At 35.9% G+C, this 14,522-nt stretch carries 18 protein-coding genes and 1 other annotated feature; of the genes, 16 read left to right on the top strand and 2 right to left on the bottom strand.

The window, feature by feature from the left end:
* Positions 1 to 65: 65 nt before the first annotated feature.
* The 11 genes from KJS36_RS04920 (at position 66) to KJS36_RS04870 (ending at position 9,511) form a co-directional block, all read left to right on the top strand.
* The gene (locus KJS36_RS04920; protein ID WP_213534931.1) at positions 66 to 914 is read left to right on the top strand and encodes a transporter substrate-binding domain-containing protein; all 849 of its coding nucleotides are present in this window, start codon (positions 66 to 68) and stop codon (positions 912 to 914) included.
* A 115-nt stretch (positions 915 to 1,029) separates the two neighbouring features.
* The gene (locus KJS36_RS04915) at positions 1,030 to 1,926 is read left to right on the top strand and encodes an amino acid ABC transporter permease (RefSeq protein WP_213534930.1); all 897 of its coding nucleotides are present in this window, start codon (positions 1,030 to 1,032) and stop codon (positions 1,924 to 1,926) included.
* Positions 1,923 to 2,681, top strand: a complete 759-nt coding sequence (locus tag KJS36_RS04910; RefSeq protein WP_213534929.1) for an amino acid ABC transporter ATP-binding protein — start codon at positions 1,923 to 1,925, stop codon at positions 2,679 to 2,681. The genes KJS36_RS04915 and KJS36_RS04910 overlap by 4 nt, the downstream gene beginning before the upstream one ends.
* Positions 2,681 to 2,914, top strand: a complete 234-nt coding sequence (locus tag KJS36_RS04905) for a DUF4059 family protein (protein WP_213534928.1) — start codon at positions 2,681 to 2,683, stop codon at positions 2,912 to 2,914. Before KJS36_RS04910 ends, KJS36_RS04905 begins: the two co-directional genes overlap by 1 nt.
* A 105-nt stretch (positions 2,915 to 3,019) precedes the next feature.
* Positions 3,020 to 3,949: a thioredoxin-disulfide reductase gene (gene trxB, locus KJS36_RS04900; RefSeq protein WP_213534927.1), complete on the top strand. Its 930-nt coding sequence runs from the start codon at positions 3,020 to 3,022 to the stop codon at positions 3,947 to 3,949.
* A gap of 111 nt (positions 3,950 to 4,060) precedes the next feature.
* Positions 4,061 to 4,309 (top strand): preprotein translocase subunit SecG, encoded by a 249-nt coding sequence (gene secG / locus KJS36_RS04895; protein WP_213534926.1) that lies wholly within the window; start codon positions 4,061 to 4,063, stop codon positions 4,307 to 4,309.
* A 76-nt stretch (positions 4,310 to 4,385) separates the two neighbouring features.
* On the top strand, positions 4,386 to 6,878 hold the full coding sequence (rnr, locus tag KJS36_RS04890; protein ID WP_213534923.1) for a ribonuclease R: 2,493 nt from the start codon (positions 4,386 to 4,388) through the stop codon (positions 6,876 to 6,878).
* Positions 6,879 to 6,898: 20 nt separating this feature from the next.
* Positions 6,899 to 7,480: an isochorismatase family protein gene (locus KJS36_RS04885; RefSeq protein WP_213534921.1), complete on the top strand. Its 582-nt coding sequence runs from the start codon at positions 6,899 to 6,901 to the stop codon at positions 7,478 to 7,480.
* 168 nt (positions 7,481 to 7,648) lie between these two features.
* Complete coding sequence (locus KJS36_RS04880) at positions 7,649 to 8,218, top strand: biotin transporter BioY (RefSeq protein WP_213534918.1); 570 nt, start codon at positions 7,649 to 7,651, stop codon at positions 8,216 to 8,218.
* 6 nt (positions 8,219 to 8,224) lie between these two features.
* Complete coding sequence (locus tag KJS36_RS04875; RefSeq protein ID WP_213535560.1) at positions 8,225 to 9,202, top strand: biotin--[acetyl-CoA-carboxylase] ligase; 978 nt, start codon at positions 8,225 to 8,227, stop codon at positions 9,200 to 9,202.
* Entirely contained in the window at positions 9,203 to 9,511 is a 309-nt protein-coding gene (locus KJS36_RS04870) for a CHY zinc finger protein (RefSeq protein WP_213534916.1), read from the top strand.
* Between the two features lie 105 nt (positions 9,512 to 9,616).
* Here KJS36_RS04870 and yidA read toward each other — a convergent pair whose 3' ends face one another.
* Positions 9,617 to 10,429, bottom strand: coding sequence for a sugar-phosphatase (yidA, locus tag KJS36_RS04865; protein ID WP_213534914.1), 813 nt, complete (start codon positions 10,427 to 10,429; stop codon positions 9,617 to 9,619).
* Between the two features lie 47 nt (positions 10,430 to 10,476).
* Complete coding sequence (locus KJS36_RS04860) at positions 10,477 to 11,745, bottom strand: HD domain-containing protein (RefSeq protein ID WP_213534912.1); 1,269 nt, start codon at positions 11,743 to 11,745, stop codon at positions 10,477 to 10,479.
* A 95-nt stretch (positions 11,746 to 11,840) separates the two neighbouring features.
* On the opposite strand from KJS36_RS04860, the gene KJS36_RS04855 reads away from it, so the two are divergent.
* The 5 genes from KJS36_RS04855 (at position 11,841) to rpmA (ending at position 14,506) form a co-directional block, all read left to right on the top strand.
* Positions 11,841 to 12,224, top strand: a complete 384-nt coding sequence (locus KJS36_RS04855; protein WP_244842659.1) for a YwiB family protein — start codon at positions 11,841 to 11,843, stop codon at positions 12,222 to 12,224.
* Positions 12,221 to 13,384 carry a DUF998 domain-containing protein gene (locus tag KJS36_RS04850; RefSeq protein WP_213534910.1) on the top strand — a complete coding sequence of 388 codons (1,164 nt, stop codon included), beginning with the start codon at positions 12,221 to 12,223 and terminating at the stop codon, positions 13,382 to 13,384. Before KJS36_RS04855 ends, KJS36_RS04850 begins: the two co-directional genes overlap by 4 nt.
* Before the next feature lie 67 nt (positions 13,385 to 13,451).
* Positions 13,452 to 13,523: a sequence feature (ribosomal protein L21 leader region), on the top strand.
* Between the two features lie 44 nt (positions 13,524 to 13,567).
* The gene (rplU, locus tag KJS36_RS04845; protein ID WP_213534908.1) at positions 13,568 to 13,882 is read left to right on the top strand and encodes a 50S ribosomal protein L21; all 315 of its coding nucleotides are present in this window, start codon (positions 13,568 to 13,570) and stop codon (positions 13,880 to 13,882) included.
* A gap of 2 nt (positions 13,883 to 13,884) precedes the next feature.
* Positions 13,885 to 14,220 carry a ribosomal-processing cysteine protease Prp gene (locus KJS36_RS04840; RefSeq protein WP_213534906.1) on the top strand — a complete coding sequence of 112 codons (336 nt, stop codon included), beginning with the start codon at positions 13,885 to 13,887 and terminating at the stop codon, positions 14,218 to 14,220.
* A 1-nt stretch (position 14,221) separates the two neighbouring features.
* On the top strand, positions 14,222 to 14,506 hold the full coding sequence (gene rpmA / locus KJS36_RS04835) for a 50S ribosomal protein L27 (RefSeq protein WP_213534904.1): 285 nt from the start codon (positions 14,222 to 14,224) through the stop codon (positions 14,504 to 14,506).
* Positions 14,507 to 14,522: the final 16 nt, after the last annotated feature.

Raw genomic sequence — 14,522 nt, 5'->3', positions numbered from 1 at the left:
TTGATTAAGAGATTGATAATTATGTTTATTGATAAAGAAATAGTTAGATAAAAGAGGAGATTTTTATGAAGAAATCAATAAAATTATCGCTTGCAGTTATTTCACTTGTTACTGTTGGAGCGTTGAGCGCTTGTAGTTCAAATGCAAAAACGTCAAGTAGTAAAGGAAAAACAACTATCATCGTTGCCTCAGACGGTTCAACAAAACCTTTTGAATATGGCAATAGTCAAGGAAAATTAACAGGATACGATATTGCGGTTGCTAAAGCGGTTTTTGCGAAACTTCCTCAGTACAATGTCAAATATCAAACAGTTGATTTCTCAGGAATTACACCAGGAATTACAAGTGGACGTTATCAAATGGGCGCTAATGATTTTGGTTGGACAAAAGAACGTGCAAAATCCTTTAATTTCTCAAATCCAATCTCAAAATCAAATGATGCGATTGCAGTTAGAACAGGAAAATACACAGATTTTGCTTCTTTAGCAGGAAAATCAACGATTGGTAATCCAGCTTCTAATTACAGTAAGGAAATCGAAAGTTGGAACACAGCGCATCCAGATAAAAAAATCAAGATTGATTTTGCTTCAGACCAAACATCTATCAATACAAGATTGATGCAAATTGAATCAGGAAAAATTGACTTTATGCTCTACGATAAAATTTCATTGACGCAAGCTGTGAAAGAGCAAGGATTTAATGATTTAAAAGTAGAAGATATCAATGACCAAACAGGAGATCCTGAACATGATGGTTATGAATATTTCATCTTTGGACAAGACGAACAAGGTCAAAAATTGCAAAAAGCAGTTAATGGCGAACTCAAAAAATTGCAAGCAGATGGTACTTTATCGAAAATATCTAAAAAATATTTAGGTGGTGATTTTGTTCCTAGCGCAAATATGTTTAAATAATTGATGGAACATATTGAACACAAGCAATTTATGAAAAAATTTAGTAAACTAGTATTAGATAATATAACGGAAAGAAGAAACTGTTGGTTATCAGCAGTTTTTTTGGAATTTAACGATGAAGAAAAATAAAAAAGTGGTTCTTGGACTTCTTTTACTCCTTATTTTGATATTGCTTCCGAGTATTCCATTTTTGGTAGCAAAGGGGCATTATACATTTACCCAGTTCTGGCAGTTATTCTTTAAACAAATTTTTAGTTGGAAAGCTTTTGTCAGTGCTTTTCTACCCATTATAAAAGAAATTCCAACTTCTCTCATTATCACAGTGATTGCGATGATTTTGGGATTGGTTTTGGGCTTACTTTTAGCACTTGTTCGGATTAATAAAATTCCAATTTTGAACCAATTACGTGCGTTATTTGTTAGTTTTATTCGTGGAACACCGATTATCGTTCAACTTTATTTGACTTATACGGGGATTCCTTTGATTTTAAAAGCAATCAATATGAATTATGGGACGAGTTTTAATGTCAATTCAATTCCTGCAATGCTTTTTGTTATTATTACCTTTGGTTTGAATGAAGCAGCTTATGGTTCAGAAACCATTCGTGCGGCTATTCAGTCGGTTGATAATGGACAACTTGAAGCCGCAAAATCTCTTGGAATGACAAACTTTCAGGTTTTCACACGTGTAACGTTTAAAGAAGCTTTGACAGTTGCAACAGCTCCACTGGGAAATGCTTTGATTGGCTTACTCAAATCAACTTCACTGGCTTTTATTGCAGGTGTCGTTGAAATGACAGCACAAGCACAGATTATTGGAGGTTCTAACTTCCGTCAGTTTGAAACTTATTGTGCACTTGCTCTTGTTTATTGGCCAATTTGTATTATCTTTGAACTTTTAATTCGCTTGATTGAAAGAAATCTGGAAATTAATATGAAAGATGACAATAAAAAAATACGTACGCAGATTTCTTTAAATTCAAATCCATTTGATACAGGAGTGGCGCAATGATTAAGATAACAAATTTGAGTAAAACATTTTCAGGAGTTCAAGTTTTAGATGGATTAAATTTGGAGATTCATGAGGGCGATGTCGTTGCTTTGATTGGAGCTTCTGGAGCAGGAAAATCAACTTTCTTACGTTCCATTAACTATTTGGAACAGCCAGATAGTGGTCAACTTGAGATTGATGATTTCAAAATTGATTTTGCAACAATCAATAAAAAAGAAATTTTAGAGTTGCGACGTCAAACAGGAATGGTGTTTCAGCAATTTAATCTTTTTGAACGGCGTACAGCATTGCAAAATGTTATGGAAGGCTTAATTCAGGTAAAAAAATTACCTAAAGAAGAAGCTGAAAAAATTGCAAGTGAAGAACTGGCAAAAGTTGGACTTACTGAACGGATGGATTACTATCCAAAGTTCTTATCTGGTGGTCAAAAACAACGAGTGGGGATTGCGCGTGCAATGGCGATGAAACCAACTTTACTTCTTCTTGATGAACCAACCTCTGCGCTTGATCCGGAACTTGTTGGAGAAGTACAAGAAACGATTTTAAAAGCAGCGAAAAACAAGCAAACAATGGTTCTTGTTAGTCATGAGATGGATTTTGTTTATAATGTTGCGACCAAGGTTCTCTTTCTTGAAAAGGGAAAGATTATTGAAGAAGGAACACCTGAGGATGTCTTTTACTCTCCTAAAAATAAGCGGACAGCCGAATTTTTATCACGATATGCTAAAAATCTTGAAGTAGGGAATTTTCTATAATGATGACACTTGTTTTACAATTTTATCTAAAAGGTTTGCTAATATCTGCGTTATTGGTGCTCGTTGTGAGTGCCTTTTACGCGTTTACTTACCTTGTTCGACACAGTAATCAGCCACATTCTGTAAAACGCAATCGGATATTGGATTTGATTTTGATTGATATTTTAACCATTCCAATTTTGAGTTTTGCAATGCTAGGTCTTTTAATTATTTTACGGATTCGTCATCTTTAAATATCATGTTCTGAGCTAAATGGTGGAAAAAATGAGTCGAACAATGTAAACTATTCATAGTGAATGAATTGAGTAAGGAATTTACTCTTGGAAAAGGAATAAAAAATGTCAGAAAATAAATATGATGTCGTAATTGTTGGTTCTGGTCCTGCGGGAATGACAGCAGCACTTTATAGCGCCCGTAGTGAACTAAAAACGCTTCTCTTAGAACGTGGTGTGCCAGGTGGACAAATGAATAATACGGCTGAAATTGAAAATTATCCTGGCTATGGTACGATTACTGGGCCGGAATTATCTATGAAAATGGCTGAACCGCTGGAAAATGTCGGTGTTGAAAATGGATATGGTTATGTCACTGCTATTGAAGACCACAGAAGTTTCAAACGGATTGTGACGGAAGAAGATAGTTTTGATACGAAAGCCTTAATCATCGCAACAGGTGCTAATCATCGTAAGTTGGGTGTTCCGGGGGAAGAAGAATACGGTGCACGTGGTGTGTCTTACTGTGCTGTTTGTGATGGGGCATTTTTCCGTAATCAAGATATTTTGGTTGTTGGTGGTGGAGATTCTGCAGTTGAAGAAGCACTTTATTTGACGCGTTTTGGTAAAACAGTAACGATTATGCACCGTCGTGATGAATTGCGCGCGCAAAAAATTATTCAAGAACGTGCCTTTGCAAATGATAAAATAAAGTTTATCTGGGATTCTGTAACAACGGAAATCAAAGGGGACGAACGTAAAGTGCAATCTGTTGTTTATAAAAACTTAAAAACGGGTGAAACGACAGAACAAGCCTTTGGCGGTGTTTTTATCTATGTTGGGCTTGACCCGGTTGCAGAATTTGCTAATCCTCTTGGAATAACAGATGAAGCGGGGTGGATTGTGACGGATGACCATATGAAAACGAATGTTGCTGGTATTTTTGCGGTTGGTGATGTGCGTCAAAAAGATTTTCGTCAGATTACAACGGCGGTAGGCGATGGTGCGCAAGCAGCACAAGAGGCTTATAAATATATCGTTGAGCTGGGTGAGTAATTAGGAGCTTGTTAGCTTTTCCTGATAAGTTTTGTGTAATTTTTAAAAAAATATGTTATAATTAGGTAACGTATTTTTTGAGAAGGGAAAGGCCTAGAGCCTTGTGAAGATATGGAAAAAATAATTTATGACATTTTGATTGTCGTGATGTTGGTTATTTCTGCCTTTATTGTTGTGGCGATTTTCATGCAACCATCAAAACAAGATGGTGCAGCGGATGCTTTTTCTGGTGGAACTGGTGAACTTTTTGAACGGCGGAAAGCACGTGGATTTGAAGCAATAATGCAACGTTTTACGGCAGTAATGATTGGAGCATGGTTAGTTGTTGGTTTTGCTCTAGTTGTTTTGTCAACACGATGAAAAATGCGGGCTGGAAACAGTCCGTTTCTTTATTTTTAGAGTGTTTTAGAGGTTATTAAATTTAGATAAGAGAAAAATGGATAGTAAAGAAATAATTATTGACTATTTAAAAAATAGTTCTAAAAAATCTTTGTCTGTGGAGGAGCTTTCGATTGCCCTTCATTTTAATAAGGCAAAGGATTTTAAAAATTTTGTTAAAACTTTGGCGACTTTGGAAGAAGAGCATCGTTTGCGCTTTACGGACAAGGGTAAAGTGGAGTTGGAAGAAACAAAAACGCTGGTTGATGGCGTTTTTCATGCGAATGCAAATGGTTTTGGTTTTGTTACGATTGATTCAGATGAGCCAGATGTCTTTATTCCAAAGGGGAAAACGGCTTTTGCTTTGGAGGGTGATGAGGTCAGAATTGAACTCACAAAGAATGCTAACCCACTGAAAGGAAATTCGGCTGAGGGAGTAATTGAAGAAATTGTCACTCATGCTTTGAATCAGATTGTCGGAACTTTTGTTGCTTTTGATGAGGCAGAGAAAACAGAAACTGGTTTGATTGGTTTTGTAAAGTCACGAAATAAAAAAATTCCTTATCGTTTGTATTTGACGGATGCGGGGCTTGTGCCTGCTGATAAAGATGTTGTACGTGCTGAGGTGACTCATTTTCCAGATATGGATTTTCCAGATGCTTTGCAGGGAATTGCTACTGAAATCGTAGGAAGTAATGGGGATACAGGGATTGATGTACTGGAAGTTTTGGCTTCTATGGATATTCGTTCAGAATTTCCAGCTGAGGTTTTGGCAGAAGCTGACAGTGTACCTGAAGAAGTGAGTGAAAAAGATATCATGGGACGTGTTGATTACCGTTCTGAGATTACTTTTACGATTGATGGGGCAGATGCGAAGGATTTGGATGATGCGGTTCATGCAAAGCGTTTGGCAAATGGTAATTTTGAGCTGGGAGTTCATATCGCAGATGTTTCGCATTATGTAACAGAAAATTCGGCTTTGGATAAAGAGGCGCTAGAACGTGGGACTTCTGTTTATGTGACAGATAGAGTTGTCCCAATGTTGCCTGAACGTTTGTCTAATGGGATTTGTTCGCTGAATCCACGAATTAATCGTTTGACTCAGTCTTGCGTGATGGAAATTACAGCGCAAGGTAAGATTGTCAATTATCAGATTTCGCAATCTGTGATTAAAACCACGGAGCGGATGACTTATGATGATGTCAATTTGATGTTAGCTGGCAACGAAGAAGCTTTACAGAAATTTGCGGATATTGCTGACTCTGTTCAAGTGATGGCTGAGTTGCATCCGATTTTAGAGAAAATGCGACATGAGCGCGGAGCGATTGATTTTGAAACGATGGAAGCGCGGATTATTGTTGATAAGAAAGGCTTACCTATTGAGATTGTAAAACGGACACGTGGAATAGCTGAGCGGATGATTGAGTCTTTCATGTTGGCAGCAAATGAGACTGTTGCTGGAGATTTTGAAAAGCATGGATTGCCTTTTATTTATCGGATACATGAGCAACCTAAGGCGGACCGTTTGCAACGTTTTATTGATTTTGCAAGTAGTTTTGGTTTGCAAGTTCAAGCAACAGCGAGTGCTGTGGAACAGAAAAATTTGCAGAGCTTTTTGAATAAAATCAAAGGTGAACCTGCAGAACTGGTGCTTTCGACAATGCTTTTACGCTCGATGCAACAGGCGCGTTATTCAGAAAATAATGCCGGACATTTTGGCTTGGCTGCTGAAAATTATACGCACTTTACGTCACCTATTCGGCGTTACCCAGATTTACTGGTTCATCGTTTGATTGATGAATTTGTTGTTGGAAAAGCAACGAATGAAAAGATTGATTATTGGGAAGAAAAAATTCCTGAGATTGCTCAAGAAGCCAGTCGTCTTGAGCGTCGTGCGGTGGATGCTGAGCGTGAAGTTGAGAAGATGAAAAAAGCTGAGTTCATGGAAAGTCATGTTGGCGAAGTTTTTGAGGGTGTTATATCAAGTGTGACGCGTTTTGGTTTGTTTGTCGAACTGGAAAATACAGTTGAAGGCTTGATTCATATTACGAAGCTTGAGGGAGATTATTTTACTTATCAGGAACGGATGTTGGCACTGGTTGGTGAGCGGACAGGTTTGACTTTTAAAATTGGTCAAAAGATAAAAATTCAGGTGGTAAAGGCAGATAAATTTACTGGTGATGTGGATTTTACTTATCTTCCAAGTGATTTTGATGTACTTGAAAAACCAGAGAAATCGGCAGATAAACGTAAAAAATCTGCTGGTAAATTTGATAAAAATAGAAAAAAACGTTCATTTAGTTCTGATAGAAAGAAAAAAACTTTTGACAGTTCTGTCAAAAATTCTGAGAGAACTTTTGAACATCCTGACAAGAAAAAAAATTATAAAGGACATTTTGACAGTTCTGTCAAAAATAATGAAAATAATTTTGATAAATTTGACAAAAAAATATCTGGAAAAAATTCTAAAAAACGAGTGTCAAAAGCTGGTCATGGGAAAAATAAACAGAGAAAATTTGCTGAAGGTCAGAAAAAAGTACATAAAAAATAATAATTAGTGAGTGAGAAAAAATGACAGAAACATTAGATTTAACAAAAACTGCCTTGGTTATAATTGATTTGCAAAAAGGAATTGTGGCACGCGATAATTTTGCGCCTTACAGTGCACAAGAAGTACTAGAAAAAAATGAACAGTTGTTGCAAAAGCTTGTAAATACTGAAGCCTTGATTGTATTTGTCCATGTGAAAAATTATGGCGAGGAAGCTTTACGTCCATTGACTGATGCAGTTCAGAATAGGACTGGCAAACTTCCAGAAGATTTCAGTGATTTTGTCTCACCTATTGCTTTTGACAAAACTGTCAAAAATATTATTCATGTTGAAAAACATAATTGGGGCGCTTTTTATGGCACAGATTTGGACGTGCAACTTCGTCGCAGAGGAATTGAAAATGTTGTCCTCACAGGAATTGCGACAACGATTGGCGTTGATACAACGGCGCGTGAAGCTTATCAACACAGCTATAATGTACTCACAGTTGAAGATGCAATGACGGATTTTGATGGAGAATTTCATAATGAGACAGTTAAGCATATCTTTAAACGCTTAGGACGCGTGCGTACAACAGCCGAAGTATTAGAGATGTTCAATTAATTTTACTAAAAAGAGAATATAAAAATCTATTCTCTTTTTTATATACCAACGAAAACGACTTATTAATTTATAATAGTAACCTTATAATTGTATTTATGGTTACTATTTAGTATAATGTTAATACAATAAAGCTTTTTATTGAATTAAATATTATTTAGGAGTATTATTATGATTAATAATCAAAGAATTAAAGTATTAACTTTTACAGCAATGATGACGACAATCATTATTGTGTTAGGTCTATTTCCAGGAATTCCCTTAGGATTTATCCCAGTGCCTATTGTCCTTCAAGACATGGGGATTATCATGGCTGGAGAATTATTAGGAAAAAAATATGGAACAATCTCGGTTGCTTTATTTTTATTATTGGTATTTTTAGGACTTCCTTTTTTATCAGGAGGAAATGGCGGAGCAGCAAGATTTATGGGACCGACAGGAGGTTATTTGTTTGCATGGCTATTTATCCCAGTATTGATAGGACTTTCACTCGAAAAATTTAAGAGTTTAGGATTGACTCAGTGGTGGTGGGAACTATTAGTGGTTATTCTTGCAGGCGTTTTATTTCAAGATGTTATTGGAGCTTTGTGGCTTTCTTGGCAATCGCATATGCCCCTTTTTGCAGCATTAAGTTCAAGCCTAATCTTTGTTCCGGGAGATGTGACTAAAGCAATATTATCAGTAGTGATTATCCGACGTCTTAGAAAAAGTATAGGCTTTGATGATATTTTTGAAAGGTAAGTAATGATGGAATCGACGAAGCAGTATGTATTATTTGAACTCCTTAAAGGTCAAGGAGAATGGATTTCGGGAGATAGTTTAGCCAGTCAGCTAAAAATCAGTAGAGAAAGTATTTGGAAAGCCATCAATACTTTGAAAAAGAATGGCAATCAAATTATTAGTCGTAAAAATTTAGGCTATAAATATATAGGAAATTCATCCTTAGATTCAGATATTATTAATTTTTACAGCCATCAACAATTTGCAAATAATATTTATGTTTTTAAAGAAACAAGTTCTACTCAAGATTTAGCCAAACAATTTTTAAGTAAGCATCCCGTTGATAAACCCGTTATTTTTATTGCTAATCAGCAAAGTCAAGGATATGGCAGACGAGGACGTTTATTTTATTCACCAGCAGAAACAGGACTTTATTTTAGCGTTATTTTACCCAATCCAACGAATGATTTGTTTCAAGCAGGACTTTTAACAACAAGTATGTCTGTCGTCATTTCCAGAGTGCTTGAAGAGTTCTATCCTGAGAAGGATTTTCAATTAAAATGGGTCAATGATATTTATTTAGAAACACGCAAAGTAGCTGGAATAATCACTGAAGCTGTATTAGACCTTGAATCAAATTCTGCAACGAGCTTTATAATGGGCGTAGGAATAAATTTGGCGACCAAACATTTCCCACAAAATTTACTGGCTAAAGCGAGTGGAATTTCTCCTGATAAAGAGATTAATCGTAATCAACTAGCCGCTCGAATGATTGAAGAAGTTATCAAAAATTCTCAAAATTATACAAATCCAGAATTATTAGTAGAATATCGACGTCGTTCCAATATCTTAGAAAAGCAAGTAACATTACAGCTTGGAACCCAAGTGATTAAAGGAAAAGCAGAAGAAATCAAAGAAGACGGAGGTCTCCTCATCAGGCAAGAAAATGGAGAATTAAAAAAAGTCAGAAGTGGTGAAGTGATAAAAGTTGACTGGGATGAATGAATGCTAGAAGAAAAACATATTTATGGAAAAGAAGTAGATGAAAAAGGACGTTGCGCTCATTACCATCAGTCAAATGACATAGCCGGACTAAAATGTGAAAGCTGTCAAAAGTATTTTGCTTGCTATCAGTGTCATGACGAATTGATGGAACACCTTTTTGAACCCTGCTCTAAAAATGATTCTCCTGTTATTTGTGGAGAATGTAAAAATCAACTCAATTTTGACAATTATGCACGTGGCTATTGTCCCTATTGCCAAACAGCTTTTAACCCTAATTGTCACTTACATTGGAATCTTTATTTTAAATAATATATAAACAAACTCTAAGGTTTGTTTTTTCAGTTCACAATAACATTAACAAATAATAAAAAAGATGAGCAAGTGCTCACCTCCAAAAGATTTAATTCAAATTATTTACTCGTAATCTTTTAATACCCATTCATTGATAGCGTAAGCAACGCCACTTTCATCGTTTGATTTGGTTACATACTTGGCAATCTTTTTCAATTCTTCTTTTCCATTTTCCATGACGACAGGATTTCCTGCAACTTCTAGCATGGAGCGGTCGTTTTCTTCGTCGCCGATTGCCATTACTTCGTCAAGGTCAAGGAAAAGTTTTTTAGCTAAATGTTTGACAGCATTGCCTTTACTGGCTTTTTTGTTGACAAACTCGAGATAAAAAGGTGTTGATTTTATCATCGTATAATTCTCAAAAAATTCAAATGGCAGATAGGCAATCCCATTATCAAGCACTTCCTGCTCATCTACCATCATCACTTTGACGACTTCCAGCTGAGCAATTTCCTCAGGTTGACGAAAATATAAGGGCATCTGAACGAGATAAGCCTCGTGAACACTATATTTTCCAATGTTCCGGTTGGTCGTGTAAATACCGTCGAGCGTGTGTGCATGGATATGCAAGCCAGCTTTGCGAGCAGCAGCATCAATATCAAGAAAATCATCGCCAGTCAGCGTTTCTTTGATAAATTCTTCGCCTGTCGCGCGCTGAACGAGTGCGCCATTATAAGTAATGACATAATCACTCGACTCTGTCAATTCCAGTTCCTCAAGAATATCTTTGACACCCATCAACGGACGTCCTGTACAGATAACGATTTTTACGCCTTTTTTCTTCGCTTCAGCGACAGCTTGTTTGACAGCTGGCGTGATTTTGCGCTCAGGGTTGAGTAATGTGCCATCAAGGTCGATTGCAACTAATTTTATCATGATTTTGACTTTCTAAATTTTTGACAGAACTGTCAAAAAATATTGATTTAAAATTGAATATTATTTTGATTGATGATACTGATAAATTCCTCATTTTCCAACATTATTTTTGGAAAATAGAAACGTCGATTGCCATGAATAGTCCCTGCAAGAGAGGCAACAATCGGAGACAGTTTTGACAGTTCTGTCAAAACACCATTTTTCTGTAAAATCTCAATTTGTGTTCGTGGTTTCTCAGAATTTGGCCGATAAAAATCATAAGGCAAATCGAAATTATCATGAATACCAGTATAATAATCAGGGATAAAACCGCTCTCTGCAACAAGTTTACGCAAACTATCAACTTTATCTTCATTCTCATTTGCAATCTGAACAGATTTCAAGACATGACGATTGATATATGCCTTAGCCAAATCAGATAAAATAGTGTCCTCGTGTCTCATCCAAGTTTGAAAATAAGTATTCATCACACCATCGTCCAGAGCCAAATAATCTTGTAAATTATTTTTATATTCAAAGAATGGCACTAAACAAGGACTTGTTTGTAGAAAATAGGCTTGATTTTCCGGATAAAGTATTTTCGCCCGTGCAAGCAATTTCTGTAAAATCACCTCCATTGCTCGACTCGCCGGATGAAAATAAACCTGCATATACATCTGATAGCGGCTGACAATATAATCCTCAACAGCGTGCATACCACTAATTTTAAAAGCAATTCCATCCGGTACAGGAACAATACTCGTCAAAATTCTGTCAATATCAAATTTCCCATAAACTGCTCCAGTATAATAAGTATCACGTAGCAAATAATCCATTCTATCTGTATCAATTTGACTAGAAATCAACTGTACTACCTGCGGATTTGGATAATCATGACTAATCACCGCCGCCACTTTTTCAGGAAAATCAGGCGACACACGGCGTAAAATAGTATTCACTTCAGTATCTGCTGAGGTTATAATTTCGCGTGTCACAGCTTCATGGTCTGTATCAAACAATCCTTCAAAAGTATGAGAATAAGCACCGTGCCCCACATCATGGAGTAAAGCAGCACATTGAGTAACGAGATTTTCATCAGGGTTCCATTCTAATGGATAAGTATTACTAAAATATTCTGTAATCGTCTTGGCAATATGATAAACACCCATACAATGTGAAAAACGACTATGTTCCGCTCCATGAAAAGTAAAACTAGAGGTTCCAAGCTGTTTTATTCGTCGCAGTCGTTGAAATTCAGCTGTATTGATTAAATCATAAATAATCGGATTATTTACATGAATATAATTATGAACAGGGTCACGAAAAACTTTCTCCATACAAAACCTCTCTCAAAAAATTTTAAACCAAAAAACTCCAAAATTTGGCTCTATCTATCTTCAATTATACTAGAAAATGTAGTAAAATAAAAGTTATGATAAAAATAAACATTCACAGTCATATAAAAATAGAAAGACAAGAAGAAGCTATCCACGAAGAATACAAAGGAGAGCTTAAAGAAATTGCAGGAAAAATCTGTCTGATATATACAAATTCTCAAGATGAAAAAGTTCTGATAAAGTTTGACGAACAGGAATTATCAATGACCAGATATACTGACAATCCTATCAGTATGCACTTTCACAAGGAATTTCCAACAAAAGCAGATTATGCAGGGCTTGGAAAACTTTCGATTTTGACAAAAGATTTATCTGTAAATTCAGCTCAACAGATAGTAGAACTTTACTATCACCTTGCTCAAAATGAATTGAAAATAGGAGAATATCGTATGCAAATTACGTGGGAGGAAATCGGATGAAAAAAATAATTCTTCCAGAAGAACTTTACAAAAAGTTAGATTTATCTGAGACGGAAGAAGTAGAAGTCGTTGATATCGCTCAGGATAGTTTTACTATTCGCGCATTGGGAGTAAAAAGGCGAGAATATGCAGCAAGTTGGTTCTTACTTCCGACGATTATCTCAACGATTATTTTTATTGTACTTGCTTTTTCGCTAAATCATAGCCAAGTTATTCCTCTATCTGGTTCAAATTCGATAGCAACAGCAACGATTGTAGTTGCCAATGCCATTTCTATTCTTACTTTCATCATAGCTTATTTCATTAAGCGTAAAGAACTCTATCACATGATGACAAAGAAAATTTATTGGCGCACATTTTTAACTGTTATCGTTTCAATCATCATTATTACAACACTTGCCCTATCTGCTCTTTTTTGGTTTACCAACCAAATATTTTATGGTGTCAGCTTTGGACTTTTTACATCAACCCTGATATTTGCAATTTTCTCTGGGATTTTAAATTATATTCTAATTTTTGTTGTTGATACTTTTGAGATTTCCATGTTGGTTAATATGCTCATCATGGTGGCTATTGGAGGATTGATATCAAGTATGGCGACTAATGGCGACCAATACTGGTGGCAACGAAATTTTAGTCTTCTTGGTACAGAAAAATCTCATGCCAGTTTGCAATTTAATCTTACCTTGATTATTTCAGCGGCTTTGATGATTGCCCTTTTTGACTACATTTTTGTCTCTTTACGTGAAAAATATGGACGACATATTCGCTACATTGTTTTACAAACACTTCTTATGCTCTGCGCTTTGTGTATTGCTCTTGTCGGTTTTATTCCCAACAACGGTACAGGATTAGCACATCATATACACGATATATCTGCTCAACTTATTGTCCTATTTATGGCACTAGCAATTTTTGGAATTCGCTGGTTTCTCCCACGTATCAATAAAAATATTTACGTGGTTTCCTATATTATTGTCACGTTGATTGCTATTTCATTTGTTCTCTGGCATTTTGTTCATTATCTAACTCTGACAGCCTTTGAAATTCTTTCATTCAGTTTAAGTTTTGCATGGATGATGCTCTTAATCAATAATCTTCTCAGCCTACTTTGGAATAATAGAAAAGTTTATAAAGTAAGTATTTCATCAGATAACTAAAAAAATAAAATTTTTTTGTATTATCTAAAGAAGTATGATATACTATAATAGTTGTCTTTGTGGTTTCCATAAAGTGCAACCGCACGAAGTCAGGTTTTAAGCGATATTCGCACCTGCTAAGGCGAGTCTAACAGCTCATTGACTAAAAAATCAAGAGCAAAAATCTAATAAGGAGGAATCACAATGTCAAACTATGCAATCATCAAAACTGGTGGCAAACAAATTAAAGTTGAAGAAGGACAAGTTATCTACGTTGAAAAACTTAACGTTGAAGCAGGTCAAGCTGTAACTTTCGATGAAGTTATCTTTGTCGGTGGCGACACAACAAAAGTTGGTAGCCCACTTGTTAAAGGTGCAACAGTTGTAGGCGAAGTAGAAAAACATGGTAAAGAAAAGAAAGTTGTTACTTTCCAATACAAACCAAAGAAACATTCACATCGCAAACAAGGTCACCGTCAACCATACACTAAAGTTGTCATTAAATCTGTCAACGCTTAATTATGATTGAAGCTGTTATCAGGTCAAAAAGAGATAAGATTGTTTCCTATGAAATATCAGGACACGCAGAATCTGGTGAATATGGACATGATATTGTCTGTGCAGCAGTGAGTGTTCTCTCAATCACAACAGCAAATAATATCTACGAAATGGCAAACATTAAACCTGTTACGCAAACCGAAGATGGTTATTTATATGTTGAAATCCCTTTGAGTACCCCTGAAAAACAAGGAGTATTGGCTCAGGTTTTGCTTGAAGCTTTCAGTAATTCTATGAAAGCAGTTGAAAAAAATTATGGTCAATACATTACATTAAAATTTGAAAATGGAGGGCAATAAAATGCTTGAACTTAATCTGCAACTCTTCGCCCACAAAAAAGGTGGAGGTTCTACTTCCAATGGTCGTGACTCACAAGCTAAACGTCTTGGTGCTAAAGCATCTGATGGTGAACTTGTAAGTGGCGGTTCAATCCTTTTCCGTCAACGTGGTACACATATCCATCCAGGTGCAAACGTTGGACGTGGTGGTGACGATACACTCTTTGCTAAAATTGAAGGAACTGTAAAATTTGAAACAAAACGTGGTAAAAAACACGTATCAGTTTACCCAGTAGTCGTTAAATAATAAAAAAACCTATCGT

Source organism: Lactococcus nasutitermitis (genome assembly GCF_018403765.1).
Taxonomy (GTDB): Bacteria; Bacillota; Bacilli; order Lactobacillales; family Streptococcaceae; genus Lactococcus; species Lactococcus nasutitermitis.
Note: the sequence above shows the minus strand (reverse complement) of the source record. Positions and strands in the feature narration are given on the sequence as shown.

What these genes read in the sequence shown, in the direction of transcription:
- KJS36_RS04920 (WP_213534931.1), top strand. Translation starts at nt 66, where the DNA reads ATGAAGAAATCAATAAAATTATCGCTTGCAGTTATTTCACTTGTTACT.
- KJS36_RS04915 (WP_213534930.1), top strand. Translation starts at nt 1,030, where the DNA reads ATGAAGAAAAATAAAAAAGTGGTTCTTGGACTTCTTTTACTCCTTATT.
- KJS36_RS04910 (WP_213534929.1), top strand. Translation starts at nt 1,923, where the DNA reads ATGATTAAGATAACAAATTTGAGTAAAACATTTTCAGGAGTTCAAGTT.
- KJS36_RS04905 (WP_213534928.1), top strand. Translation starts at nt 2,681, where the DNA reads ATGATGACACTTGTTTTACAATTTTATCTAAAAGGTTTGCTAATATCT.
- trxB (WP_213534927.1), top strand. Translation starts at nt 3,020, where the DNA reads ATGTCAGAAAATAAATATGATGTCGTAATTGTTGGTTCTGGTCCTGCG.
- secG (WP_213534926.1), top strand. Translation starts at nt 4,061, where the DNA reads ATGGAAAAAATAATTTATGACATTTTGATTGTCGTGATGTTGGTTATT.
- rnr (WP_213534923.1), top strand. Translation starts at nt 4,386, where the DNA reads ATGGATAGTAAAGAAATAATTATTGACTATTTAAAAAATAGTTCTAAA.
- KJS36_RS04885 (WP_213534921.1), top strand. Translation starts at nt 6,899, where the DNA reads ATGACAGAAACATTAGATTTAACAAAAACTGCCTTGGTTATAATTGAT.
- KJS36_RS04880 (WP_213534918.1), top strand. Translation starts at nt 7,649, where the DNA reads ATGATTAATAATCAAAGAATTAAAGTATTAACTTTTACAGCAATGATG.
- KJS36_RS04875 (WP_213535560.1), top strand. Translation starts at nt 8,225, where the DNA reads ATGGAATCGACGAAGCAGTATGTATTATTTGAACTCCTTAAAGGTCAA.
- KJS36_RS04870 (WP_213534916.1), top strand. Translation starts at nt 9,203, where the DNA reads ATGCTAGAAGAAAAACATATTTATGGAAAAGAAGTAGATGAAAAAGGA.
- yidA (WP_213534914.1), bottom strand. Translation starts at nt 10,429, where the DNA reads ATGATAAAATTAGTTGCAATCGACCTTGATGGCACATTACTCAACCCT.
- KJS36_RS04860 (WP_213534912.1), bottom strand. Translation starts at nt 11,745, where the DNA reads ATGGAGAAAGTTTTTCGTGACCCTGTTCATAATTATATTCATGTAAAT.
- KJS36_RS04855 (WP_244842659.1), top strand. Translation starts at nt 11,841, where the DNA reads ATGATAAAAATAAACATTCACAGTCATATAAAAATAGAAAGACAAGAA.
- KJS36_RS04850 (WP_213534910.1), top strand. Translation starts at nt 12,221, where the DNA reads ATGAAAAAAATAATTCTTCCAGAAGAACTTTACAAAAAGTTAGATTTA.
- rplU (WP_213534908.1), top strand. Translation starts at nt 13,568, where the DNA reads ATGTCAAACTATGCAATCATCAAAACTGGTGGCAAACAAATTAAAGTT.
- KJS36_RS04840 (WP_213534906.1), top strand. Translation starts at nt 13,885, where the DNA reads ATGATTGAAGCTGTTATCAGGTCAAAAAGAGATAAGATTGTTTCCTAT.
- rpmA (WP_213534904.1), top strand. Translation starts at nt 14,222, where the DNA reads ATGCTTGAACTTAATCTGCAACTCTTCGCCCACAAAAAAGGTGGAGGT.